Genomic DNA, 25865 nt, shown 5'->3' on the forward strand with positions numbered 1-25865 from the left:
ATCACATCTATCTAGCCTTAATAGACAGGCTACGCAGGACTATGCGCAAGGTTGTTAGATTATGTAAGATAGAGAGATTTGAAGGACTGAGCCAATTAAATAAGCCAAAGCCAATCAAACTACTATTTACGACAACGGTATCTTGAATATTCTTCTTGATGAGTGTTTGCAAAGATGATGATAGCCAATCCAACTCTTGGAAGAAATCCAAGCGATTATCTAACAATAAGATATCGCTCATCTGCTTAGAAATGTCTGCGCTCTCATTCATCACCACACCGATATCTGATAGGGTTAGAGCCGCTGAGTCATTCAATCCATCTCCAACCATCAAAATAGTGTGACCTGCTTTCTGCAGTTCCTCTACTAACTCAAATTTCCCATCAGGTTTCAAGTCTGTATAGACCTGATCAAAGGGCAAATCTTTGACTAATTCCTCTGTTCTAACCAAGGTGTCCCCTGTTGCCAGAATCAATTTTTTCCCTTGTGCCTTAAGTTTCTCCAAGGCTGCTTTTGCTTCTTTTCTCAAAGGAGTATGAATGCAGAACATTCCAATCAATTCATTCTGATAAGCCAAGAATAAGAGATTGTAGTGACTCTTGTACTCTTCAATTAAAGCATTTTGTTCTGAACTGATATGAATTTGCTCATCCTGCATTAAAACATAATTCCCAATAAGAACTGGTTGCCCATCTATATGAGATTTGATCCCCTTGCTTGCGATATATTGGAGTTTCCCATGCATTTCCTCATGTTCAATTCCCTCTATCTCGGCTTGTTTGACAATGGCATTAGCAATAGGATGATAAATGTGTTCCTCAAGACAGGCACTGATTCTGAGAATATCTTCCTCACTATAGTCCCCAAAAGGTAACACCTTTTCAACTATAGGATAACTAGTTGTGATTGTTCCCGTCTTATCAAACAAGAAAGTATCAACTTCCAGATATTTCTCCAGAACATCCCCATCCTTAATCACCATTTCACGGTTCAACCCCTCCTTAATAGCTGTCAAATAAGCTACAGGAGTAGAGATTTTCAAAGCGCAGGAGAAATCGACCAATAGGAAAGAAATAGCCTTAGAAAAGGAACCTGTTAATAGGTAAGTCAGCCCAGCCCCCAAGAAATTATATTTGACGACCTTATCCGCCATCTTGATGAAATAGCGTTGTTTCGTTTTCTTGTTTTCTTCAGATTTCTTCATCAACTCAATCAGCTGTAAAATCCGGCTGTTCATCTGATTATCGGTTACACGAATGCGTAACTCTCCAGTTTCTAATACTGTATTTGCACAAACCAAATCAGACTCTCTTTTTTCAACTGGAAAACTCTCTCCCGTCAAGGAGCTTTCGTTGACCATACCTAAACCTGAAACTACTTGTCCATCAAATAGAATTTCATTTCCTTGAGATAGGACCAAGACATCTCCTATTTGAACATCGGAACTCTTGATACTAACGACCGTATCGCCCTGTACTAAGAATACATCGCTCTCTTTTGCAAGAAGGCTTTGTTCTAAATCTGTTGCAGTTTTTTTCAAAGACCACTGATCTAAATGATTCCCCAAATCAAGCATAAACATGATATTACTTGCCGTCTTGGATTGATTCATAAACAAAGATAATAAAATCGCTGAACAGTCCAAGACCTCCATCGTTAGTTCCTTACGCACTAGGGTCTGATAGGCTTCTCTAACATAACCCAAAGCCTGATAACAAGTCCATATATAGCGAATTGGAGACGGCACAAGACTACGAAAAAGCACACGCTTAATTGCTGCACCTGAAACAATAGAATATGCACTCTCTTCTCTACGAATGGGAAGAGTCATCAACTCAGAAACTTTCCCTTTATCAACTCTTTTTAAAAAGGCTTCTGCATTATCTAATACAGAAAAGCCTTCTTTTATGCGTAGAGTAAAGTGCTGTTGATCCATGTAAAACTGGATAGACTCAATCCCCTTTTCATCTCTCGCCAAGGAACGAAGATAGTCTTGAATATCCAAGGTGAGTGAAAAAGAAGATGATAGTCGGATATGTTGGTATCCTCTATGTAGCACTTTAAAAGACATATTATTCTCCTATAAGGCTATCTAATTGCTCTTCTTTTTTCTCTTGCTCGTACAAATATTTGGCATCTTGCAAGACATCGTCTCCATGTTGCTTCACAACAGAAACAGATGCATCTAGCTCGTCTTTCAACTTGTAAGCCTTAGCCAAAGCTTTAGAATAACCTTTTTTAGCTTCCTTACTTGCTAAGATTTTCAAACCAAGGGTACCAAATGCGACACCACCCAAAAAGAGTGATGATTTTTTCGCAACTTTTGCAACGGTTAATACTTCTTTTAACATACTTATTTCCTCCTAGCTATTATTATATATTAATTTTTATATAAAAGCAATTTAATTTTGGTACTTTGAAAAGTAATTATACTACTATTTAATTCTATTACAAATCATCCTAAAGTTGCTTTCGTTTGCCTCTTTTGATACACTTAAACTATGAATACAAACCTCAAACCCAAACTCCAGCGTTTTGCTTCTGCGACTGCCTTTGCCTGTCCTATCTGCCAAGAAAATCTGACTCTGGTAGAGAGCAGTCTCAAATGCAACAATCGCCATTCTTTTGACCTAGCAAAATTCGGCTATGTCAATTTAGCTCCTCAAATCAAGCAATCCGCAAACTACGATAAGGAGAACTTTCAAAATCGCCAACAAATCCTAGAAGCTGGCTTTTATCAGGCTATCTTAGAGGCTGTATCTGACTTGTTAGCAAATTCAGAAACTAGCACCACAGTCTTAGATATCGGTTGTGGTGAAGGTTTCTACTCTCGCAAACTACAAGAAAGTCATCCTGACAAAACCTTCTATGCCTTTGATATTTCCAAAGATTCAGTCCAAATCGCTGCAAAGAGCGAACCCAACTGGTCAGTCAATTGGTTCGTTGGCGACCTAGCTCGTCTCCCTATAAAAGACGCCAGCATGGATATCCTACTAGATATCTTTTCACCTGCCAACTATGGAGAATTTCGTCGCGTTTTATCCAAAGACGGCATCTTGATAAAGGTTATCCCAACGGAAAATCACCTCAAGGAAATTCGCCAGAAGGTACAGGACCAGCTGACAAACAAGGGTTATTCTAACCAAGATATCAAAGACCATTTCCAAAACAACTTCACTATCTTATCCAATAAAACTGTCTCACTAACCAAACCTATCACAGCAGAGCAACTCCAAGTCCTACTCAGCATGACTCCCTTACTCTTTCATGTTGACCAGAGCAAGATTGACTGGAACGACTTGACAGAGATTACCATCGAAGCTGAGATTCTGGTTGGGAGAGTACTATAATTGACACAAAAAACCGCATTTCAAGAAGATCTGCGGTTTTAAATTTCAATTTTTAAACTATCTATCCCAAAAGTCTAAAACATTTAAAGCTTTTAGCTTCTCCATTTATTTTCGATTCGAGATAACAAACTTATCAATAAATAGCAAGTGAAATAAGGCAAGTGTAATTCCCGATAAGCACCCATGATAAGAGATTTCTTGATGGGTAAGGGGGTAAAGATTACTATTACCCGCCAAGAGGCATGTTAAAATAACAAATAGAATCCAAAATAAATCCGTCCATTTATATTTTGAAAAATATTTTTTCCACATAAGAACACCTTCTTTCCTACAATCATATTATAACACTTTATGTAAGCGGATACAAGAAATATGAGGTGAACACTAAGAAGAAATATAAGGCTGAAGACAGTAAAAACCAGCATTTTAAGCCTTCACTGTATCTAGGATTTCCCTATTTTTAGACAAGATTGACCCAAATCCACATCATTCAAAAAAAGCGAATTTCAATCGAAACTCGCTTTTTTACAAAATGTATTAGTATGAATTTGTATCTTATACTCAATGAAAATCAAAGAGCAAACTAGGAAGCTAGCCGCAGGTTGCTCAAAGCACCGCTTTGAGGTTGCAGATAACGCTGACGTGGTTTGAAGAGATTTTCGAAGAGTATTAGTTCAAGTGCCAGATATCTTCGTTATACTGAGCGATTGTACGGTCAGATGAGAAGAATCCTGCTTTAGAAATGTTAACGATGACTTTATCCAACCATGCGTCACGGTCTTCGTAGTCAGCCAACATTTGCTCTTTCACTTTGATGTAGTCTTCCAAGTCAAGAAGAGTCATGAACCAGTCTTTGTTGATCAATTCATTGTAAAGACGTTCCAAGCGCTCTTTGTTTCCAGCTGCAAGAACTGCATCGCTAACGATGAAGTCAACCAATGGTTTGATAGCTTGACGAGCGTAGAATTCGCTTGATTTGTAAGCTGCTTTTGCGTAAAGGTCGATAACAGTTTCTGAATCTTCACCAAAGATGTAGATATTTTCGTCGCCAACCAACTCAGCGATTTCCACGTTAGCTCCGTCCATAGTACCAAGAGTCAAAGCTCCGTTCAACATGAATTTCATGTTACCAGTACCTGAAGCTTCTTTAGAAGCAAGTGAGATTTGTTCTGAGATATCACATGCTGGGATAAGGAAGCTTGCTGCAGTAACGTTGTAGTTTTCAACCATAACTACTTGCAAGTGTGGAGCTACTGCTGGATCGTTAGCAATCACTTCTGACATGCAAAGGATCAAGTGGATGATGTCTTGAGCGATTGTGTAGGCTGGAGCTGCTTTACCACCAAAGAAGATTGTGATTGGGCGAGCAGGGATGTTGCCAGCTTTGATGTCAAGGTATTTGTGGATCACGTACAAAGCGTTCATTTGTTGGCGTTTGTACTCGTGAAGACGTTTGATTTGGATGTCAAAGATAGAGTTTGGATTGATTTCCACACCTTGATGTTCTTTCAAGTGACGAGCCAATTTACGTTTGTTATGAGCCTTGATATCTTCAAGTTTAGCTTTAAGGGCTGTTTTATCTTCGAATGACAAAAGTTTTTCAAGCTCATCCGCTTCATGGTGCCAACCACGTCCAATAATCTCATCCAAATAGTGGGACAAGCTTGGATTAGCATGCATGAGCCAACGACGGAAAGTGATACCGTTTGTTTTGTTGTTGAATTTTTCTGGGTAAAGGTCGTAGAAGGCTTTCAACTCAGAATTTTTCAAGATTTCAGTATGGAGTGCCGCTACCCCGTTAACACTGTATCCGTAGTGGATATCCATGTGAGCCATGTGAACACGTCCGCTCTCATCGATAATTTGAACAGCTGGGTCTTTCACTTCTGCTTTCACACGACGGTCCAATTCTTCGATGATTGGTACCAAGTGAGGAACCACTTCTTGCAAGAATTCAAGAGGCCATTTTTCAAGGGCTTCAGCAAGGATTGTGTGGTTAGTGTAGGCAGTCATGCTGCGAACGATTGAGATTGCTTCGTCAAGTTCGATACCACGAGCAGTCAAAAGACGGATCAATTCAGGGATAACCATTGATGGGTGAGTATCGTTGATTTGGACAACTGCGTAGTCAGCAAGGTCATGCAAGTTGCTTCCTTTTTCGATTGCTTCTTCGATGATCAATTGCGCACCGTTTGAAACCATGAAGTATTGTTGGAAGATACGGAGCAATTCACCTTGTTTATCGCTATCGTCTGGGTAAAGGAAAAGAGTCAAGTTGCGAGCGATATCTGTCTTGTCAAAGTTGATACCATCTTTAATAATAGAAGAATCAACTGAATCCAAGTCAAATAAACGCAAGCGGTTCTTCGTTTCTGTCTTGTAACCAGGTACATCGATATCGTAAAGAGTTGATGTCAATGTGAAGTGGGCAAATGGTACTTGGTAGCTACGACTTGAGCGAACCAACCAGTTTTGCTCTGTCAACCATGCATTTGGAATTGTTTCTTGTTGGTTGTTTTTAAGAACTTGTTGGAAAAGACCGTAGTGGTAGTTCAAACCAACACCGTCACCGTTCAAACCAAGAGTAGCAATTGAGTCGATAAAGCAGGCAGCCAAACGTCCCAAACCACCATTACCAAGAGATGGTTCCAATTCAACTTCTTCAACTTCGATCAAGTCTTTACCTGCAGCTGCAAGTTCTTTTTTAACATCGTCGTAAAGACCAAGGTTGATCAAGTTGTTTGACAAAAGTTTACCAATCAAGAACTCAGCTGAGATGTAGTAAACTTTTTTCTTACCAGTATTAACTGGTTTTTTGCTACTTGCAAGCTTGCTGTAGTTAAGAAGAGCCAGGTAAAGCTCTTCATTGCTACATTCTGCAATGGTTTTATTGTAACGATTTTGTACAAATTCTTGTAGTGATAACATGTTTAAGTGTCTCCTGATATTATCTTATTTCTTTAATTCTACCAAATTTTCATTGATTCGGCGATAAATTGTCGTCAAGTCAAGCAAAGTTTCTTCAACAGCGGGTGTTAATTGGTCTTCAGTCATACGCCAAGACCAGTTTCCACCAAGAGTAGATGGGAAGTTCATACGAGCTGCCTCATCCAATTCTAGCAAATCTTGCATAGTTGCAATTGCCATAAAGCTAACTGATGAAAAGACTGTACGAAGCATAGCGTGTGGCACTGTTTCGTATTCTTTGCGGTTCGTGTAACGAGCCATGTACTCACGAGTCGCATCATCAATCTCGTTACGGTACCAACCAAGGACCGTATTGTTATCGTGAGTTCCTGTGTACATAACTGAGTTAGCAGGTGCCAAGTGTGGGCTATCGATGCTTTCGTCTTCTGGGTTGAAGGCAAATTGAAGAATCTTCATTCCTGGGAAGCCAGTACGTTCACGCAATTCGATAACTTCGTCTGTCATGAAGCCAAGATCTTCAGCAATGATGTTTAGCTCACCAAGTTCTTCCTTAACAGCTGCAAAAAGCTTGTAGCCAGGACCTTTCACCCACTCACCAGGTGCTGCTGTATCGGAACCAGCAGGGATTTCCCAGTAAGATTCGAAACCACGGAAGTGGTCGATACGAACGATGTCGTAGATTTTGAAGCTTTCACGCAAGCGTTCAATCCACCATTTGTAACCGTCTTTGTCCATTGCTTCCCAGTCATAGATTGGGTTACCCCAAAGCTGACCAGTTGCAGAAAACTCATCTGGTGGGCATCCTGCGATGCAAGTCGCCTTACCGTTGACATCTGTCTTGAAGAGATGTGGATTTGCCCACATATCGCTTGAATCTTCCGCTACGTAGATTGGCATATCTCCAACGATTTCGATGTGGTTGTCGTTAGCGTAAGCTTTCAATTTCAACCATTGTTGGAAGAAGAAGTATTGAGTCACACGGTGGTAAACCAACTTGTCTGCCAATTGCTCACGGTAGCTTTCAAGTGTTGAAGCTTTACGAGCACGAGCATCTGCATCTGGCCATTCAGTCCAAGCAAGATTGTCAAAATGCTCTTTGATAGCCATATACTCTGCAAAGAGTTCAATCCATGATTGGTTGTCTTGAGCAAATTTCTCAAAATCTTTAACATCTCCTACTTCCAAGAAACGTTTTACCGCTTTTTCTAAAAGAGGACGACGTGCATAGTAGATTTTCGCATAATCAACTTCAGACGCATCACTACCAAAGTCAACCCCTTCAAGGTCACTTGCTTGCAACAAGCCTTGTTCCACCAAGATATCTAGATCGATAAAATGAGTGTTTCCTGCGAAGGCTGAGAAAGACTGGTAAGGAGAATCTCCGTAACTAGTTGTTCCTAGTGGAAGGATTTGCCAGTAACGTTGTTTTGTGCGAACCAAGAAATCAACGAAGTCGTAAGCACTTTTACCAAATGATCCGATTCCGTATGCTCCTGGAAGAGAAGAAATGTGCATCAACACACCACTTTGACGTTTTTTCATAATAAGCACCTCATGTGTTTATAGTTAGATATTACATTTTTACGAACGCAAACGTTTGCGCTATGATTAGTATATCTCATTTTCTTGATAAATGCAAGCGGTTTTAAATAACTTTTTTGATTATTTTTTAAAAATTTTTTCTTCTTACTCGTATATATATTCTTTCAGTAAAGAAACAAAATAAGAATAAGGGTTTCACTTATCTTACTTAAACAAAAATAAAGTGAGAATCCTCTCTGCTTTCCATTTGTAAATTAGGCAATCGTTTTCTCAACTTTTTAAAATTTAAAACAAAACCAATTTTGGGGATTTTCTACTATTATATGACGATGAAGCGTTTACTTTTTTTACAATTTTTTTAGGAATTTTTACAAAAAACACTTGCAACCGCTTTCCAATTGTGCTATACTAGTCCCATAAAGGAAAACGTTTGCGTTTCCTCATTATAAAATTTGTTATTCTTTAGGAGGAATACACTATGTCATCTAAATTCATGAAGAGCGCTGCTGTGCTTGGAACTGCTACACTTGCTAGCTTGCTTTTGGTAGCTTGCGGAAGCAAACCTGCTGAAAAAACTGCTGATGCTGGTTCATCTGCAGGTAAAGAAATCACTCTTTACGTTGAAGACCAATACAAAGCTTTCGCTGAAACAGTTGCTAAAGCTTACGAAAAAGAGTCAGGAACAAAAGTTAACATCAAATCTGGTGACCAACTTGGTGGTCTTGACAAACTTTCTCTTGACAACCAATCAGGTCAAGCTGCTGACGTTATGATGGCTCCATACGACCGTGTAGGTAGCCTTGGTACTGACGGACAACTTTCAGAAGTTAAATTGAGCGACGGCGCTAAAACAGATGATAAAACTAAATCTCTTGTAACAGCTGCTGACGGTAAAGTTTACGGTGCTCCTGCCGTTATCGAGTCACTTGTTATGTACTACAACAAAGACTTGGTAAAAGAAGCTCCAAAAACTTTTGCTGACTTAGAAAACCTTGCTAAAGATAGCAAATACGCATTCGCTGGAGAAGATGGAAAAACTTCTGCTTTCCTAGCTGACTGGACAAACTTCTACTTTGCATACGGACTTCTTGCTGGTAACGGTGCATACGTATTCGGACAAAACGGTAAAGACGCTAAAGACATCGGTCTTGCAAACGACGGTTCTATCGCAGGTATCAACTACGCTAAATCTTGGTATGAAAAATGGCCTAAAGGTATGCAAGATACTGAAGGAGCTGGAAACTTAATCCAAACTCAATTCCAAGAAGGTAAAACAGCTGCTATCATCGATGGACCTTGGAAAGCTCAAGCCTTCAAAGATGCTAAAGTAAACTACGGTGTTGCAACTATCCCAACTCTTCCAAACGGAAAAGACTACGCAGCATTCGGTGGTGGTAAAGCTTGGATCATCCCATCAAGCACTAAGAACCTTGAAGGAGCACAAAAATTTGTAGACTTCCTTGTTTCAACTGAACAACAAAAAGCCTTCTACGATAAAACTAACGAAATCCCAGCTAACACTGAAGCTCGTTCATACGCTGAAGGTAAAAACGATGAGTTGACAACAGCTGTTATCAAACAGTTCAAGAACGCTCAACCAATGCCAAACATCTCTCAAATGTCTGCAGTTTGGGAACCAGCTGCTAACATGCTCTTTGACTCTGTAAGCGGTAAGAAAGATGCTAAAACAGCTGCTAACGATGCTGTAACATTGATCAAAGAAACAATCAAACAAAAATTTGGTGAATAAAAAATTTGTTCAAGGGGGGTGGAATTCAAATCCCCCTTTGAATTTATCAATAAAAAACATATATAGTTTAGGTTTTAATTAGAAACCAGTATCCTATGAAAGGAGTTATTATGGAAAAGCAACAACCTAGTAAAGCAGCCCTGCTGTCTATCATTCCTGGGTTAGGACAGATTTACAATAAGCAAAAAGCCAAAGGTTTTATCTTCCTTGGTGTAACCCTTGTCTTCGTCCTTTATTTCCTAGCACTTGCAGCCCCTGAATTGAGCAATCTCATCACTCTTGGTGATAAGCCAGGTCGTGATAATTCCCTCTTTATGCTGATTCGTGGTGCCTTCCATTTAATCTTTGTAGTCGTTTATGTGCTCTTTTATTTCTCAAATATTAAAGATGCACATACAATCGCAAAACGTATCAACAATGGAATTCCAGTACCACTTACGCTAAAAGATATGATCAAAGGAATCTATGAAAATGGCTTCCCTTACCTCTTGATCATTCCATCTTATATTGCAATGACTTTTGCGATTATCTTTCCAGTTATCGTAACCTTGATGATTGCCTTTACCAACTATGACTTCCAACACTTGCCACCAAACAAATTGTTGGACTGGGTTGGTTTGACAAACTTTACGAACATCTGGAGTTTGAGTACCTTCCGTTCTGCCTTTGGTGCCGTTCTTTCTTGGACCATCATCTGGGCTTTGGCTGCCTCAACTTTACAGATCGTCATCGGTATCTTCACAGCTATCATTGCTAACCAACCATTTATCAAAGGAAAACGTATCTTTGGTGTTATTTTCCTTCTTCCTTGGGCTGTCCCAGCCTTCATCACTATCTTGACATTCTCAAATATGTTTAATGATAGTGTTGGTGCTATCAACACTCAAGTATTGCCAATCTTGGCTAAATTCCTTCCTTTCCTTGATGGTGCTCTTATTCCTTGGAAAACAGACCCAACTTGGACTAAGATTGCCTTGATTATGATGCAAGGTTGGCTTGGATTCCCATACATCTACGTTTTGACTTTGGGTATCTTGCAATCTATTCCTAACGACCTTTACGAAGCAGCTTATATTGACGGTGCCAATGCTTGGCAAAAATTCCGCAACATCACTTTCCCAATGATCTTGGCTGTTGCGGCACCTACTTTGATTAGCCAATACACCTTCAACTTTAACAACTTCTCTATCATGTACCTCTTTAATGCTGGAGGACCTGGTAGTGTCGGTGGTGGGGCTGGTTCAACCGATATCTTGATCTCATGGATTTACCGTTTGACAACTGGTACATCTCCTCAATACTCTATGGCGGCAGCTGTTACCTTGATTATCTCTATCATTGTCATCTCAATCTCTATGATTGCATTCAAGAAACTACACGCATTTGATATGGAGGACGTCTAAGATGAATAACTCAATCAAACTCAAACGTAGACTGACTCAAACCCTTACTTACCTCTACTTGATTGGCCTTTCAATCGTGATTATCTATCCACTGTTGATTACTATCATGTCAGCCTTCAAGACTGGTAACGTAGTAGCCTTTAAACTAGACAGCAACGTTGACTTTAGTTTTGCTAACTTCCAAGGGCTCTTCTCTGAAACCTTGTACGGTACTTGGTACCTCAATACTTTGATTATCGCCTTGATTACCATGGCTGTTCAAACAAGTATCATCGTACTTGCTGGTTATGCCTACAGCCGTTACAACTTCTTGGCTCGTAAACAAAGTTTGGTCTTCTTCTTGATTATCCAAATGGTGCCAACCATGGCCGCTTTGACAGCCTTCTTCGTTATGGCACTTATGTTGAACGCCCTTAACCACAGCTGGTTCCTCATCTTCCTCTACGTTGGTGGTGGTATCCCAATGAATGCTTGGCTGATGAAAGGTTACTTCGATACAGTACCAATGTCTCTAGACGAATCTGCAAAACTAGACGGTGCAGGACACTTCCGCCGCTTCTGGCAAATTGTTCTCCCACTTGTTCGCCCAATGATTGCTGTTCAAGCTCTCTGGGCCTTCATGGGACCTTTCGGAGACTATATCCTCTCTAGTTTCTTGCTTCGTGAGAAAGAATACTTTACCGTTGCCGTTGGTCTCCAAACCTTCGTTAACAATGTGAAAAACATGAAGATTGCCTACTTCTCAGCAGGTGCTATCCTCATCGCCCTTCCAATCTGTATTCTCTTCTTCTTCCTACAAAAGAACTTTGTTTCAGGACTTACAAGTGGTGGCGACAAGGGATAATTTATCCCCGCCACCCTTTTTCATTTTATACTCTTCGAAAATCAAATTCAAACCACGTCAGCTTCACCTTGCCGTACTCAAGTACAGCCTGCGGCTAGCTTCCTAGTTTGCTCTTTGATTTTCATTGAGTATTAGCGATTGCTACTGTAAATAATATCCTTGTAGCAAGCAATTTATCCCCTAGACTTGAAATAAAGCACATTTCTCTATATAATAATACTCATATAGAAAACACCTTTTAGAAAGATACAAATGCTTCCATATCCATTTTCATATTTTTCAAGTATTTGGGGATTTCGTAGGCCCCTGTCCAAACGTTTCGGGCTCAACTGGTTTCAGCTTCTCTTTACCAGTATCTTCCTTATCAGCTTGTCTATGGTACCTATTGCCATCCAAAACAGCTCACAAGATACTTATCCGCTAGAAACCTTTATCGATAATGTCTATGAACCATTGACAGATGAGGTTGTCCAGGATCTCTCTGAACACGCTACAATTATTGATGGCAAATTAACTTATACTGGAACAGCTAGTCAAACGCCTTCTATTGTGATTGGTCCAAGTCAAAGCAAGGAATTACCTAAAGACTTGCAACTGCATTTCGATACGAATGAGCTAGTCATCAGCAAGGAAAGTAAAGAACTGACCCGTGTCTCTTACCTAGCGATTGATACTGAGAGTTTCAAAAACAAAGACAGCTTGACCCAAGCCATTTCTAAAGACTGGTACCAGCAGAATCGTGTCTATATCAGTCTCTTTCTAGTTCTCGGTGCCAGCTTCCTCTTTGGTTTGAATTTCTTTATCGTCTCTCTAGGAGCGAGTCTTCTCCTTTATATCACTAAAAAATCACGCCTCTTTTCATTTAGGACCTTTAAAGAGTGCTACCATTTTATCTTGAACTGTTTAGGATTACCAACTCTGATTACGCTTATTTTGGGACTATTTGGCCAAAATATGACAACCCTCATCACTATACAAAACATTCTTTTTGTTCTATATCTGGTCACTATTTTTTATAAAACGCATTTCCGTGATCCAGATTACCATAAATAGGAGATTTTTATGCCCGTTACGATTAAAGATGTGGCCAAGGCTGCTGGTGTTTCGCCTTCAACCGTAACCCGTGTTATTCAAAATAAATCAACCATTAGCGACGAAACAAAAAAACGTGTTCGCAAGGCTATGAAGGAGCTCAATTACCACCCCAACCTCAACGCTCGTAGCTTGGTAAGTAGTTATACCCAAGTTATTGGCTTGGTCCTTCCTGACGACTCAGACGCCTTCTATCAAAATCCTTTCTTCCCATCTGTCCTCCGTGGTATCGCCCAAGTTGCTTCTGAAAACCACTATGCTATTCAGATTGCAACAGGTAAAGATGAAAAAGAACGCCTTAAAGCGATTTCACAGATGGTTTACGGCAAACGTGTGGATGGTTTGATTTTCCTTTATGCCGAAGAGGAAGATCCCTTGGTCAAGCTGGTCGCTGATGAGCAGTTCCCCTTCCTCATCTTAGGAAAATCCATTTCACCCTTTATCCCTCTTGTTGACAACGACAATGTCCAAGCTGGTTTTGATGCAACCGAATATTTCATCAAAAAAGGCTGCAAACGAATTGCCTTCATTGGAGGGACTAAGCGACTCTTCGTAACACAAGATCGTTTAACAGGCTATGAGTCCGCACTCAAGCAATACAAACTGCCTCTTGATGACAATCTGACCTACTTTGCAAATGAATTTCTAGAGGAAAAAGGATATCAATTTAGTAAACTCCTCTTTCAGCATGACCCACAAATCGATGCTATCATCACAACCGATAGCCTCCTAGCCGAAGGTGTCTGTGACTATATCGCTAAGCACCAACTGAATGTCCCTGTTCTCAGCTTTGACTCAGTCAATCCCAAACTCAACTTGGCAGCCTATGTTGATATCAATAGCCTAGAACTTGGTCGTGTTTCTCTTGAAACCATCCTCCAGATTATCAACGATGCTAAAAGCAATAAACAAATTTGTTATCGCCAGTTAATCGCCCACAAAATTATCGAAAAATAAAAACCAGCTCGCGCTGGTTTTTTTAGTTACTAATTATCTGTTTCAACGAACCGTCCCAAAATATGAACATTCTCCGAGACAGAGACAAAGGCGCTTGGATCCACCTGTTTCATAATCTGTTTAAATTCATTAAACTCTGCACGTGTAATGACAGTGATTAAAACTGCCTTTCTTTCGTGATTATAGGTTCCTTCTGCATCGTGGATCATGGTTGCTCCGCGGTGCAACTTTTTATGGATTTTTTCAATTACCTTCTCTGGATGATTGGTCACAATCATGGCCTGCATCCGTTTTTGCTTGGTAAAGACAGCGTCTGTCACACGGCTAGAGACAAAGATGGTAATCATAGAGTAGAGAGCGTATTTCCAACCAAAGGTCAAACCAGCTATCAGCATGATCGTCCCATTTACCAAGAAAGAAATACTACCAACATTCTTACCCGTTTTCTTGCGAATGGTCAGGCTGACGATATCCGTCCCACCACTGGAGATATTGTTGCGAAGAGCAAAACCAATCCCCAAGCCCATGACAACACCCCCAAAAAGGGCATTGATAATGGGATCCTCCGTCAAGGTCGCCACAGGGACAAACTGGATAAAGAAGGAACTCATGGATACCGTTATAAAGGTAAAGACCGTGAACTTATGTCCAATCTGATACCAAGCTAAAACCATCAAAGGAAAATTAATGGCGTAGAAGGTCAGCGAAATCGGAATGTGAAAACCAAACCAGTGATTACTCAAGGCAGAGATAATCTGTGCCAGACCTGTCGCACCACTCGAATACACATGTCCTGGTTGGAAAAAGAAATTGACCGCTACTGCTGATAAAAAACCATAGACCAGAGAGGCCGAAATTTTTTCGTCATACTTTTCTCGGGAGATGCTTTGTAAGACACGTAAAATTTTTATCTGATAAGCAAAGCGGCGCAGATAATAGCGCCACCGCTTAATTCGTTTTGCTTGTTTCATCTTCTTCTACTTGTAAGCTGAGTTCCTCTAGTTGTTTGAGAGCTACTGTTGAAGGAGCTTGTGTCATTGGATCACTTGCCTTGTTGTTCTTAGGAAAGGCAATGACTTCACGGATATTTTCTTCTCCTGCAAGCAACATTACAAATCGGTCAAGCCCGATAGCCAAGCCACCGTGTGGTGGGAAACCATAGTCCATGGCTTCAAGAAGGAAACCAAACTGGTCATTTGCTTCTTCAGCTGAGAAACCAAGAGCCTTGAACATGCGTTCTTGAAGGTCTTTTTGGTTGATACGAAGGCTACCACCACCAAGCTCATAACCGTTCAAGACGATATCGTAAGCAATGGCACGAACCTTAGCCAAATCACCTTCTAATTCGTGAGCTGTCTCTTCCTGTGGAAGGGTAAATGGATGGTGGGCACTCATATAGCGATCTTCTTCCTCAGACCATTCAAACATTGGCCAGTCAACCACCCAAAGGAAGTTGAATTTATCGTTATCAATCAAGCCAAGCTCTTTGGCAATACGTCCACGAAGGGCACCGAGTGTTGCATTAGCTACCTCAAGCGTATCTGCCACAAAGAGAACCAAGTCCTTATCTTCAAGAGCAAGCGCTACAGTCAAGTCTGCTTGGATGCCTGTCAAGAACTTAGCAACTGGTCCGTTTAATTCTCCATCAACAACCTTGACCCAAGCAAGGCCTTTGGCACCATATTGTTTGGCTACTTCAGTCATCTTGTCGATATCTTTACGTGAATAGTTGTCCGCAGCGCCTTTGACCACAATGGCTTTTACAGCAGGTGCTTCTGAAAAGACTTTAAAATCTACACCTTTGACCACTGCTGTCAAATCCTGAAGCAACATGTCAAAACGCGTATCAGGTTTATCAGAACCGTAAAGAGCCATAGCATCATCGTATTTCATACGAGGGAATGGAAGCGTCACTTTGATGCCTTTAGTTTCTTTCATCACGCGCGCAATCAAACCTTCTGTGATATCTTGGATTTCTTGCTCAGTAAGGAAAGATGTTTCCAAGTCGACCTGTGTGAACTCAGGCTGGCGGTCTCCACGCAAGTCCTCGTCACGGAAACATTTAACAATTTGATAGTAACGGTCAAAACCAGCATTCATCAAGAGCTGTTTCGTGATTTGTGGACTTTGAGGAAGTGCATAGAAATGCCCTTTATTGACACGAGATGGCACCAAGTAGTCACGCGCCCCTTCTGGTGTTGACTTAGAAAGGAATGGTGTCTCCACGTCGATAAACTCCAACTCATCCAAGTAGTTGCGGATAGAGTGGGTCACCTTAGCACGAAGTTTAAGATTTTCCAACATTTCTGGACGACGAAGGTCAAGGTAACGGTAACGTAAACGTGTATCGTCATTGGCCTCAATGCCATCTTTAATCTCAAATGGTGTTGTCTTAGCTGTATTAAGCACTGTCAGAGCTGTCACGTTTAACTCAACTACACCAGTTGGCAACTTATCATTGGCTTGCTCACGCGCAGCGACCTGACCAGTCACCTCGATAACAAATTCGCTACGAAGGCTTTCAGCTGTTGCCATGACCTCTGCAGATACTTTTTCAGGGTTGATAACCAACTGCATGATTCCTTCACGGTCACGAAGGTCGATAAAAATCAAACCACCAAGGTCACGACGACGGCCAACCCATCCTTTCAAGGTCATTTCTTGTCCGATGTGTTCCTCACGAACACGACCAGCATACATACTACGTTTCATGTTTTCTCTCCTCTTTTATTCTGTTACTATTTTACCATAAAAGCGCAGGCTCTTCATGAAAATCAGCAGAAAAGTTTGCCTGTCTTTAAAAATTAACGCACATACAAAAATCCGATGAAGTTCACCGGACTCTCTTATTTTGAATTTTTGCCTGCTTTACGCTTTTCAGCGATTTCGGCTGCCTTTCTCGGCAAGACAATTTCCGTTGTGTAAGCTGTCCCAAAGCGCAAGACACCTGCAATAGGGGCAAAGACAACTGCTAGATAGTTGTAGAAGAAATCGCCCTTAAAGGCATAAGCTAGCGCTCCAATAATGAAAAATAGAACGACTGCTTGAATCACTGCTAATAAAATTACTCGTTTCATGTGACCTCCTGACTCTATTATAGCATGAGAATCATCAAAAAGCCGACTAAATTATTTAAAGCGTGAAGAGAAATACTGTAGACCAGACCTTTTCTGCTAATATAAGCCAAGCCCAAGCTAAAACCAAGGCTAAAATAGACAAAAAATTGTTGCACATCACCTGGGAAATGAATCAAGGCAAACAGAACACTGGATACCAGAAGAAAAATCAGAGTTTGTTTACTATTGTCCTGCTTAGGAAAGAGATAGCGTGCTAACATCCCTCTAAAGATAAGCTCTTCCGTCAAAGGAGCAAAAATAACGACAGCAAAGAATGAGAAAAGTGGTTGAGACAAGGTCAAGTCTGTCGCCATTTGTTGATTTACTGAAGGATCATTTGGCAAGAAAAATTGGACAACCAGAGATAAGAACCAAACCAAGGCAGGAAGCCAAATAAATCGGTTGAAGCCACTCTTCTCAATACGAACAGGACCTTTCTGATACCATTTGTAAACGCCGTACACATAAACTCCAGCCAAGGCTACATAGAGTAGGGTAACAGCATAGGGTGAAGCACCTAAGGCAAGCGACGTAGTCGCGAGCACCTGAATGAAGCCATAGATGAATAAAAAGGATAGAATGGCTAGAAGAAACCAGCCAAGGTTTTTAAGTAGTTTCATAAAGTTCTCCTATCTTGCTTTATAGCTGTTTTTCAATACAATGAGGTTTGCTATTCCTAATACAAGTACCCAGGCAAGTAACATACCGATGTTAGAAAAAGATATTTCTCCACCTTTTTTATTTAAAAGATTTACAATAGGACCAACGAACGAGTAATCCAACACTTTTTGAGCCGTATCATTTTGAAGAGCAATTATAGGTAAAAAAGAGACAATTAACATAGGGAAGATACTATAAACTTGCGCTTTAGATTGAGTATCTGACACCGCACCGATTAGAAGGTTGAGAAAAATAATACTAATAGTTGCTAGGAGCAAATAGATAACGTAGGCAAATAAATAACCAGATACATCTACTTTAAGATAGATGGGAAGTACAATCATAGCAAGTAACATTATCAGAATAGGGAGAACAAGCATACTGAAAGTATATTCTGTTGCTGTCACACCACTTAGAATGAGTGATTTAAGATTTCGTTTTTCCTTATCTTCTGCCATCATAATCGATACCATATAACCACTTCCCATGCTCAAGACCATCGTCAAGCTAGCAGATAGTAAAAATAGGCTCAATTGTCCATTCTTATTTAAAAATTCATTATATAAAACAGCAATACCAAAAGGCATCAATAAAGTCGCTAACAAAGTTGAATTGCTGATAAGAACTTGTAATCTTAACCATAGTAGGGCATTTAATTTTCTAAACATCTAACTTTTCTCCTGTCAATCTGATAAAGATCTCTTCTAAAGTCGGCTCACAAGAGTGAACCATCATCAAATCTGTCGTGTCTAAATGTGGCAATTCTTCAAATGGAACTATCTGTTCTCGTCCATCATTATAAACCACACGTACTTTCTTATCCACATGGTACTTCTGGATAATATCTTGCGGACTTCCATACTCTATTAAGTTCCCCTTATTCAAAAGAGATAGGCGATCACAAAGCAGAGTTGCTTCATTCATATCATGCGTGGTCAGAAAGATAGTTGTCCCCGCCTGCTTTAATTCTTGTAGTAGGGTATGAATCATCTTAGATGTTGTAGGGTCTAAGCCACTGGTTGGCTCATCTAGAAAGAGGATCTTAGGAGCATTCAGAAGGGCACGAGCCAAGAACATTCGTTGTTTCATTCCTGTAGATAGTTTTTCTGCGATAATATCTTTAGCATCTGCCAATCCAACCTGTTGGAGTACCTGATTTACTCTGTCTGACTTGAGACCATATAACTTAGCATAGATAAGAAGATTTTTGTAAAGACTCATCTTTTCATAAAAACCACTGCCATCACTAACAATACCAATTTGTTCCAAATCATTTGAGGTTAAATCTTGAGAATTCTTGCCTAACAAAACTGTTTTACCTTGATCTGCAGCCAACTGACCTGTCAAGACATTGATCATAGTTGTTTTACCTGAGCCAGAAGGGCCAAGAAAACCAAAGATTTCACCTTTCTTAATCTCAAAAGAAATCTGATGAAGAGCTTTTTTGCTCCCAAAACTTTTGCTTATATTTTCAACACGAATCATAGAAACTCCTTTATTTGAAATAACGTTTCACCATAGGCAACTGCATCACATTGATATAAACATGGATGGCTCCTACAAGCAAGAAGGCTAGTAACTGAATCTCTCCTATCAAGAAAGAAATGATAAAAAGAAAAATATATAAGGCTGGTAAGACATACTGATTTAATTGGAATAAAATCCGAAAACTCTGTTCCAAATTAGCCTTGCGCTCCCCTTCATCGTAAGAATCGAAATGCTCTAAGATATCCTTTGGTGTAGAGAAAAATGCCAAATCAAGCTGACGAACAATCGCAATTGTTTTAAAAAGATATTTTTGGCTGTGTGAATACAGCACTAATTCCAAAAAGGAAAGGGAAAATGTTATACGACTTACATCGAGTACAATTACTTCGCTTCCTGAAATGAAGAGAGCCAATACAATCGCTACGCCTGTAATATTAAAAGTAATGTTTCCAAACTCAAGATTCCGATACATCTGCACATAATAGGTTTCATTCAGATCATCATCCATTTCCTCTTGATACAAGGAGTGAAATTTTCTGCTTTTCTTTGAGAAATTGAACGTCAAAACAATGCCAACGAAACCTAATAGTAAACAAATGGCTGATAGCCATGGTATCAAGATTTTTGCATCTAACATCATTCCGTGGAATTCGGCACCAGCCTTCAACATATCTACAAACATATACAAGAAAGCTCCCAAGACAATAGGAATTAAAAATAACAAGACACGTTTATTTTTCATATTCAACCTCTTTCTAAACCAATCCAACTAACCACTGACCAAAGGCTTTCCCTGATGCATAAATTGCTGTCAAGCCCTCTGTTCCAAGTAATACTAAAATCAAACAAACAGCAAACAAGAGAATAGCTTGGTTTCTGGCTTTTTTCGCCCCTTCTCCTAAAGGATTTCTCCCAAGCCAACCTGCTAGATAAGCATATAGGATGACTGTTAAAATCCCAAACTCTGTTGACCAAAGAAACAGCAAAATGGCTACCAAACGGATGACGTTAGTCTTGATATTAAAATAGTTTCCTAAACCTGCACAGACACCTGCAAGTTCTTTTTGTTCTGTATCTACTTGAAAACCTGCTAAAAACTCTTTCATATTTATTCTCCTTTTTCACTTGCTAAATTGTTTGCTTTCTTTTCAATCCAGTCAACGACTGGGATAAGAGCAAAGTAGGCCCAGATAAATTGGTCGCTGTAATAGAGATTAAACCATCCTAGATTTGTTCCAATTAGTAGACACATGCTGACTAATAGGGCTATGGCAACTATATAATAGATCACTTTATACTTTTTCATCATTTTTCTCCTTTTTCTCTAACCAATTGAAAATGGATAAGAGGACTAAATTAATCCAAAACAAATACTTACTTTCAACAAAATAGAACCAGCCCAGTAATGTTCCAACCATAGCGAAAGCATTTACAATAAGGGCAAGAACACTCATATGATAAAGCACTCTATACTTTTTCATCACTCGTCCTCCTCCAAGCGAAATACCGATTCGACTGTTTCGTTGAAAATTTGAGATATTTTCAAGGCAATCACAACGGACGGGGTGTATTCGTCCCGTTCTAATAGGCTGATGGTCTGTCTGGAAACCCCTGCCAGCTTGGCTAGGTCGGTTTGATTGAGACCATCGCGAGCCCGAAGCTCTTTTAGACGATTTTTTAGTTGCATGTTACACACCTACTCTCCATCAAATTCAACGGTTTGGATATCCTCAATACGTTGCAACTTGAATTTTTCTTTCCCCTTTTTATCAACGCTACGTAGTTTGACCCATTCCTCGTCAACATCCACAACTTCCCAGTTATCTGGTCCAATATACACTCCCGTTATAATTGGTTTCTTTCCAATCATTTCTTGCAATAATCTCGACATTTCTGCGTTTCCTTTCTCTTTTCGCTCAAGCTTTTTGATTTTCTGCTCTAGTTTCTTGATTTTTTCAGAATTATTAGAATAAAAGAAAATCAGAAATAGTATAAATACTACTACCCACATCATAGCTCCTTTCTGCTTCCTATTTCTTAACTTGAATTTATTGTAACACATCTTTTTCTTTTTGACAAACATATTTGTCGAAAAGTTTATGATTTTTGTCATTTTGCAAAAGAAAAAGGTCAGGAATAAGTTCCTGGCCAGTTTATCTATCATTAATACTCTTCGAAAATCTCTTCAAACCACGTCAGCTTCACCTTGCCGTAGATATGGTTACTGACTTCGTCAGTTCTATCCACAACCTCAAAACACTGTTTTGAGCAACCTGCGGCTAACTTCCTAGTTTGCTTTTTGATTTTCATTGAGTATAAAAGCCTAGTTTTTCAAAGATTCCTGAGAAGTTTTGGCTGATTGTCTCAAGTGACACTTGCACTTCTTCTCGTGTTTGATTGTTCTTGACCGTCACTTGTCCGCTTTCGACTTCGCTCTCACCTAGGGTGATGAGGGTCTTAGCCGCAAAGACATCGGCTGACTTGAACTGAGCTTTGAGTTTACGGTTGAGATAATCACGCTCTGCTTTGAATCCTTGTTGGCGAAGAGCTTGTACCAATTCCAAGGCCTTGACATTTGCTCCTTCACCCAAGACCGCAATATAGACATCTAGGGCATTTTCGATAGGGAGGGCCACACTTTGCTTTTCAAGAATGAGAAGCAGGCGCTCTACACCAAGGCCAAAACCAAATCCAGCAGTTTCAGGGCCACCAAAGTAAGCAACCAAGCCATCGTAACGACCACCCGCACAGACTGTCAAGTCATTGCCCTCAATCTCAGTAATGAACTCAAAAATGGTGTGGTTGTAGTAGTCCAGACCACGCACCATATTGGTATCGATGATATAGTCTACTCCAAGATTTTCCAACATCTGACGCACAGCATCAAAATGAGCTTGGCTTTCTTCATCAAGGAAATCCAAGATAGAAGGCGCATTCTCTACTGCTACCTTGTCTTCTTTTTCTTTAGAGTCCAAGACACGGAGAGGATTTTCCTCCAAACGACGTTGGCTATCCTTAGACAAGGTCTCCTTGAGCGGTGTCAAATAGTCAATCAAGGCTTGACGGTAAGCCGCACGGCTCTCAGGATTTCCAAGAGTGTTAAGATGCAATTTGACACCTTGGATGCCGATTTCTTTCAAGAAATGGGCTGCCATAGCGATGGTTTCCACATCAGTAGCTGGATTGCTAGAGCCAAAGCACTCAACACCAATCTGGTGGAACTGGCGCAAACGCCCTGCCTGTGGACGCTCATAGCGGAACATAGGGCCCATGTAGTAGAACTTACTTGGCTTTTGCACTTCTGGGGCGAAGAGTTTATTTTCCACATAGGAACGGACAACAGGCGCAGTTCCTTCTGGACGGAGGGTGATATGGCGTTCCCCCTTGTCATAGAAGTCATACATTTCCTTGGTTACGATATCCGTTGTATCTCCGACAGAGCGACTGATGACCTCGTAATGCTCAAAAATAGGCGTGCGCACTTCTGCATAGTTGTAGCGCTTGAAAATCTCACGGGCAAAGCCCTCAACGTACTGCCATTTGGCAGATTCAGCAGGTAAAATATCCTGCGTTCCTTTTGGTTTTTGTAATTTCATAGGGAATCCTCTTTAAACTTAATAGTCTTATTTTACCATAAATAAAGGGATTAAAACAGTAAGAATAAAATTAGGATTCAAATATCATTTTTGAGATTAAGAACTGTCAAAAGAATAGCTAGCAAGGAAAGACCAACAAATAGCATCCAAGTCAACTGTATATTCCATACAGCTACTAGTGAAAAACAAGCTGTTCCCACAGGTATGGATAAGGTGAACAATAAACCTAAAAAATTACTGGTACGAGCTAGAACCTCTGGAGCTAGATTTTTCAGGAGCATGGCACTAATCTTTGGTTGAACTTTACCAGACACATACAGAGTTGAACAGAGAAATAGTAAACCAAGTACGACTTGATTGAATAAATTAGCTAGACCAACTAGACTGAGTCCTACGGTCACCCACATCATCAATCTAGGCAAGGACTGCTTCCCAAAATAATCATTGCCCGTAAGGCTACTGATGATGATTGCTAACAAAGCACAGACTTGACTGATAAATAATGCCTCTGTGTAAGAAAAGTCCAAAAGAGAATGGCTCAAAAAGAAGATGTTATAGATGCTTCCTAAAGCGCCACCCAAGGTATTGATAAGCAAGACAGCAAAGATCATGAATCCAAAGTTTTTCTGTCCACCTTTAAGAAAAACGAGACGTAAATTTCGATAAATCGTTAGGAACTGCTCTTTGATCGGAAGCTTCTCATTTTTTAGGATTTCACCATCAGCAGATGACATTGACAGGCTCAATTTGCTTTTTCCTAAAAAGAGAACAGAAGCTGATACGAGGAAGAAACAGGCATTGATTCCCGCAACGAGAGAAAAATTATTGACCGATAGCCCTAAGAGCCAGACTCCAAAAGCTTGACCACCAATGGCTGAAATATAGGTGATAAACTGGGAAAAAGAATAAGCTTCCATCAAATCCTCTTCAGCTACTTTTTCTTTAATGAGAGGCATGCGCAAACCACCTGCAAAATCACTGATGACATCACTAATAACATTGATTAAACACAGACTAGAAAAGGCAAATAGACTAGCTTGCTGGACAACTAGGGCTGCTAGAAAAAATAAAATCGCCTGAAACAAACCACTATAGACCATCCATTTGACCTTGGCCCTCGTATAATCTGCCCGAATCCCTACAAAAACTGTAAAGAAAGTCGGAAGAATCATGACAATATTCGCCATAGCAACCGCAAAAGAGGCTTGTGGCAAGGTCGATGCATAGACGATAAAGACCAGATTAAAAATCGAAGCACCAAAAGCATTGAAGAAGCGTGATAAAGTCAAGAGTCGATACGCTTGATTTCTAAACAATAGTTTCATAGATAATCTCCCTTCTTGTTAGAAGTTTTATGTGAAGTATGACTATAGTATAGCACTTAGAAATTTTAGAGGAAAAACTTTTGAATATATGCAACAAACGAAATGAGCAAAAAGAAACGATAGAATTTCTCCAGTGACACGAGAGAGCTCAACAATTCTATCACTTAAAATTTCAAATAATTTTCTTAGTTTGCAGATATTCAACAATCGGTCGTTTTTCTATAGTATTCGGCAGATTTATTACAGCCAAGCATCTCAAAAATACGGACAGCATCCTCCATCTTTTTCTGACCTTCCTTGACTCTACCTTGCTTGCTATCAAGGAGACCTTCCGCCCACAAATAGACAATTCGGAAATAGGTTTCATTTTCATTGTAGAAATGCTCTTCGATAACACGTTTAAAATAAGAGGCATTAGTAAATTCTTCACACTCAATGCTGGCTAAAAAACCATTCAATAGTATAGTGTGAAAAAGGTTTCGATTACCAGACATTTCCATTAGAAAATCAGATTTGCGGACCATTTCTCGTACATATCTAGTAAAAAGAGAAGCAGATAAAAAGGGAGAACTGACTGAAAATAAATTGAGTTCATAGATTCCCCAAATCTCGGTAGAAAACAGGTAATCATGAAGGACTTTTACTTCCTCTGCTGTTAACTCTACCCTTTCATCCATGCTCTTCATATAAGATTTGATAAGAATGGCATTTAGAATATGTTTCTGTTTGTTTTGAGAATGGGCATGCTTTTGATACTCCTTGCGATACAAGTCCTCAAGCGGAGCTATATTCTTTGGATCCAAGACATCTATGATTTCTTTTCTCAACTCAGAATCTGTATCATACTGAAACCCTCTCGCCAGAAAGAGGATTTCCTCCACACTGGCAGATATATTTTCCAAGGCAAATAGAAACTTTTCCACCGAAAGCTCACTCTGACCTGTTTCAAATCGGGATAACATAGACGGCGAAAATTGTCCCCCAGTTGCTTGTCTCAGCGAGATATTTCTTGACTCTCGTAATTGTCTAAAGACTTTTCCAATCTGCTCCATAGGCTTCCCCTTAATTCTGCATTTTCTTTATATTATCATATTTTTTCAGAAAATTCATCAAAAACTTGCCAAATTGTCAGAATTATGAGAAAATAGAGGATATTTATCACGTGGAGGGACTGTAATGAGAGAGGATATCAAAATCAATGACCGTGCTTTGGCCATACAAGACCAAATTATCGAAAAACTAGAGAAGGTTTTTGATACAGATGTGGAATTGGATGTTTACAATCTAGGGCTGATTTATGAAATCAATCTGGATGAAACGGGTCTCTGCAAGATTGTCATGACCTTCACTGATACTGCCTGCGATTGTGCCGAGAGTCTACCTATCGAAATCGTGGCAGGTCTGAAACAAATCGAGGGGATCGAAGATGTCAAGGTTGAAGTTACCTGGTCGCCTGCCTGGAAGATCACACGAATCAGTCGCTACGGCCGCATTGCCCTTGGACTGCCACCTCGTTAATACTCTTCAAAAATCTCTTCAAACCACATCAGCGTCGGCTTGTCGTAGGTATATGTTACTGACTTCGTCAGTTCTATCTGCGACCTCAAAACAGTGTTTTGAGCTGACTTCGTCAGTTCTATCTACAACCTCAAAACAGTATTTTGAGCAATCTGCGCCTAGCTTTCTAGTTTGCTCTTTGATTTTTATTGAGTATAAGCAGGCAAATCACTTTTGAAGATGAAAAGAAGCAAGCCGAGATTCAATGTCATTAAGTTAGTGGTCTAACTACTTTAATAGGAGGCGTGATTGAGATC

28 protein-coding genes are annotated in these 25865 nt (G+C 40.0%); 7 read left to right on the top strand and 21 right to left on the bottom strand.

The genetic code is table 11. The features are described from left to right. Nucleotides 1-7: 7 nt before the first annotated feature. Entirely contained in the window at nt 8-2071 is a 2064-nt protein-coding gene (locus RWM06_RS02150; protein WP_313969949.1) for a heavy metal translocating P-type ATPase, read from the bottom strand. Nucleotide 2072: 1 nt separating this feature from the next. Further along, the gene (locus tag RWM06_RS02155; protein ID WP_000910909.1) at nt 2073-2351 is read right to left on the bottom strand and encodes a DUF6110 family protein; all 279 of its coding nucleotides are present in this window, start codon (nt 2349-2351) and stop codon (nt 2073-2075) included. 150 nt (nt 2352-2501) lie between these two features. Here RWM06_RS02155 and RWM06_RS02160 point away from each other — a divergent pair, with 150 nt between their 5' ends. Beyond that, nucleotides 2502-3350 carry a putative RNA methyltransferase gene (locus RWM06_RS02160; protein ID WP_313969950.1) on the top strand — a complete coding sequence of 283 codons (849 nt, stop codon included), beginning with the start codon at nt 2502-2504 and terminating at the stop codon, nt 3348-3350. 105 nt (nt 3351-3455) lie between these two features. Here RWM06_RS02160 and RWM06_RS02165 read toward each other — a convergent pair whose 3' ends face one another. From RWM06_RS02165 to malQ, 3 genes are all read right to left on the bottom strand, one after another. Beyond that, nucleotides 3456-3662 (bottom strand): membrane protein, encoded by a 207-nt coding sequence (locus tag RWM06_RS02165; protein WP_045606609.1) that lies wholly within the window; start codon nt 3660-3662, stop codon nt 3456-3458. 357 nt (nt 3663-4019) lie between these two features. After that, nucleotides 4020-6278, bottom strand: a complete 2259-nt coding sequence (glgP, locus tag RWM06_RS02170) for a glycogen/starch/alpha-glucan family phosphorylase (protein ID WP_313969951.1) — start codon at nt 6276-6278, stop codon at nt 4020-4022. Between the two features lie 24 nt (nt 6279-6302). Then, nucleotides 6303-7820 (bottom strand): 4-alpha-glucanotransferase, encoded by a 1518-nt coding sequence (gene malQ / locus RWM06_RS02175; protein ID WP_313969952.1) that lies wholly within the window; start codon nt 7818-7820, stop codon nt 6303-6305. Nucleotides 7821-8298: 478 nt separating this feature from the next. On the opposite strand from malQ, the gene RWM06_RS02180 reads away from it, so the two are divergent. The 5 genes from RWM06_RS02180 (at nt 8299) to RWM06_RS02200 (ending at nt 13866) form a co-directional block, all read left to right on the top strand. Continuing rightward, nucleotides 8299-9570, top strand: coding sequence for an extracellular solute-binding protein (locus RWM06_RS02180; RefSeq protein ID WP_313969953.1), 1272 nt, complete (start codon nt 8299-8301; stop codon nt 9568-9570). A gap of 110 nt (nt 9571-9680) precedes the next feature. Then, nucleotides 9681-10973 carry a carbohydrate ABC transporter permease gene (locus RWM06_RS02185; protein ID WP_173875697.1) on the top strand — a complete coding sequence of 431 codons (1293 nt, stop codon included), beginning with the start codon at nt 9681-9683 and terminating at the stop codon, nt 10971-10973. A 1-nt stretch (nt 10974) separates the two neighbouring features. Beyond that, complete coding sequence (locus tag RWM06_RS02190; protein WP_042900152.1) at nt 10975-11817, top strand: sugar ABC transporter permease; 843 nt, start codon at nt 10975-10977, stop codon at nt 11815-11817. A 252-nt stretch (nt 11818-12069) separates the two neighbouring features. Then, a complete protein-coding gene (locus RWM06_RS02195) occupies nt 12070-12870 on the top strand; it encodes a DUF1189 domain-containing protein (protein WP_313969954.1) in 801 nt (266 codons plus the stop codon). A 9-nt stretch (nt 12871-12879) separates the two neighbouring features. Further along, nucleotides 12880-13866 (top strand): LacI family DNA-binding transcriptional regulator, encoded by a 987-nt coding sequence (locus RWM06_RS02200; RefSeq protein ID WP_153220599.1) that lies wholly within the window; start codon nt 12880-12882, stop codon nt 13864-13866. 29 nt (nt 13867-13895) lie between these two features. On the opposite strand, the gene RWM06_RS02205 is transcribed toward RWM06_RS02200, so the two are convergent. From RWM06_RS02205 to rgg, 16 genes are all read right to left on the bottom strand, one after another. After that, nucleotides 13896-14837 carry a YitT family protein gene (locus RWM06_RS02205; protein ID WP_268717662.1) on the bottom strand — a complete coding sequence of 314 codons (942 nt, stop codon included), beginning with the start codon at nt 14835-14837 and terminating at the stop codon, nt 13896-13898. Further along, nucleotides 14815-16578: an aspartate--tRNA ligase gene (gene aspS / locus RWM06_RS02210; protein ID WP_313969955.1), complete on the bottom strand. Its 1764-nt coding sequence runs from the start codon at nt 16576-16578 to the stop codon at nt 14815-14817. The genes RWM06_RS02205 and aspS overlap by 23 nt, the downstream gene beginning before the upstream one ends. Before the next feature lie 134 nt (nt 16579-16712). Continuing rightward, nucleotides 16713-16943: a hypothetical protein gene (locus RWM06_RS02215; RefSeq protein ID WP_000832184.1), complete on the bottom strand. Its 231-nt coding sequence runs from the start codon at nt 16941-16943 to the stop codon at nt 16713-16715. A gap of 17 nt (nt 16944-16960) precedes the next feature. Continuing rightward, nucleotides 16961-17602 carry a type II CAAX endopeptidase family protein gene (locus RWM06_RS02220; RefSeq protein ID WP_313969956.1) on the bottom strand — a complete coding sequence of 214 codons (642 nt, stop codon included), beginning with the start codon at nt 17600-17602 and terminating at the stop codon, nt 16961-16963. Between the two features lie 9 nt (nt 17603-17611). Then, the gene (locus RWM06_RS02225) at nt 17612-18310 is read right to left on the bottom strand and encodes an ABC transporter permease (RefSeq protein WP_313969957.1); all 699 of its coding nucleotides are present in this window, start codon (nt 18308-18310) and stop codon (nt 17612-17614) included. Further along, nucleotides 18303-19127 (bottom strand): ABC transporter ATP-binding protein, encoded by an 825-nt coding sequence (locus tag RWM06_RS02230; protein WP_313969958.1) that lies wholly within the window; start codon nt 19125-19127, stop codon nt 18303-18305. Before RWM06_RS02230 ends, RWM06_RS02225 begins: the two co-directional genes overlap by 8 nt. A 10-nt stretch (nt 19128-19137) precedes the next feature. Beyond that, nucleotides 19138-19872: a DUF3169 family protein gene (locus RWM06_RS02235; RefSeq protein WP_313969959.1), complete on the bottom strand. Its 735-nt coding sequence runs from the start codon at nt 19870-19872 to the stop codon at nt 19138-19140. Between the two features lie 13 nt (nt 19873-19885). Beyond that, nucleotides 19886-20236, bottom strand: a complete 351-nt coding sequence (locus RWM06_RS02240) for a PspC domain-containing protein (RefSeq protein ID WP_313969960.1) — start codon at nt 20234-20236, stop codon at nt 19886-19888. A 2-nt stretch (nt 20237-20238) separates the two neighbouring features. Next, complete coding sequence (locus RWM06_RS02245) at nt 20239-20436, bottom strand: hypothetical protein (protein ID WP_313969961.1); 198 nt, start codon at nt 20434-20436, stop codon at nt 20239-20241. Then, nucleotides 20423-20611, bottom strand: a complete 189-nt coding sequence (locus RWM06_RS02250; RefSeq protein WP_313969962.1) for a hypothetical protein — start codon at nt 20609-20611, stop codon at nt 20423-20425. The genes RWM06_RS02245 and RWM06_RS02250 overlap by 14 nt, the downstream gene beginning before the upstream one ends. Then, complete coding sequence (locus RWM06_RS02255; RefSeq protein ID WP_001176230.1) at nt 20611-20817, bottom strand: helix-turn-helix transcriptional regulator; 207 nt, start codon at nt 20815-20817, stop codon at nt 20611-20613. The genes RWM06_RS02250 and RWM06_RS02255 overlap by 1 nt, the downstream gene beginning before the upstream one ends. A gap of 9 nt (nt 20818-20826) precedes the next feature. After that, entirely contained in the window at nt 20827-21294 is a 468-nt protein-coding gene (locus RWM06_RS02260; RefSeq protein ID WP_313969963.1) for a hypothetical protein, read from the bottom strand. Then, complete coding sequence (locus RWM06_RS02265; protein WP_313969964.1) at nt 21294-21440, bottom strand: hypothetical protein; 147 nt, start codon at nt 21438-21440, stop codon at nt 21294-21296. Before RWM06_RS02265 ends, RWM06_RS02260 begins: the two co-directional genes overlap by 1 nt. After that, complete coding sequence (gene hisS / locus RWM06_RS02270; protein WP_313969965.1) at nt 21437-22726, bottom strand: histidine--tRNA ligase; 1290 nt, start codon at nt 22724-22726, stop codon at nt 21437-21439. The genes RWM06_RS02265 and hisS overlap by 4 nt, the downstream gene beginning before the upstream one ends. 77 nt (nt 22727-22803) lie before the next feature. Further along, nucleotides 22804-24051, bottom strand: coding sequence for a transporter (locus RWM06_RS02275; protein WP_313969966.1), 1248 nt, complete (start codon nt 24049-24051; stop codon nt 22804-22806). 200 nt (nt 24052-24251) lie between these two features. Beyond that, nucleotides 24252-25103: a quorum-sensing system transcriptional regulator Rgg gene (gene rgg / locus RWM06_RS02280; protein WP_313969967.1), complete on the bottom strand. Its 852-nt coding sequence runs from the start codon at nt 25101-25103 to the stop codon at nt 24252-24254. A gap of 124 nt (nt 25104-25227) precedes the next feature. On the opposite strand from rgg, the gene RWM06_RS02285 reads away from it, so the two are divergent. Beyond that, entirely contained in the window at nt 25228-25569 is a 342-nt protein-coding gene (locus RWM06_RS02285; RefSeq protein ID WP_261040812.1) for a metal-sulfur cluster assembly factor, read from the top strand. Nucleotides 25570-25865 lie beyond the last annotated feature (296 nt).

The sequence above is a fragment of the uncultured Streptococcus sp. genome, from assembly GCF_963516575.1.
Taxonomy (GTDB): domain Bacteria; phylum Bacillota; class Bacilli; order Lactobacillales; family Streptococcaceae; genus Streptococcus.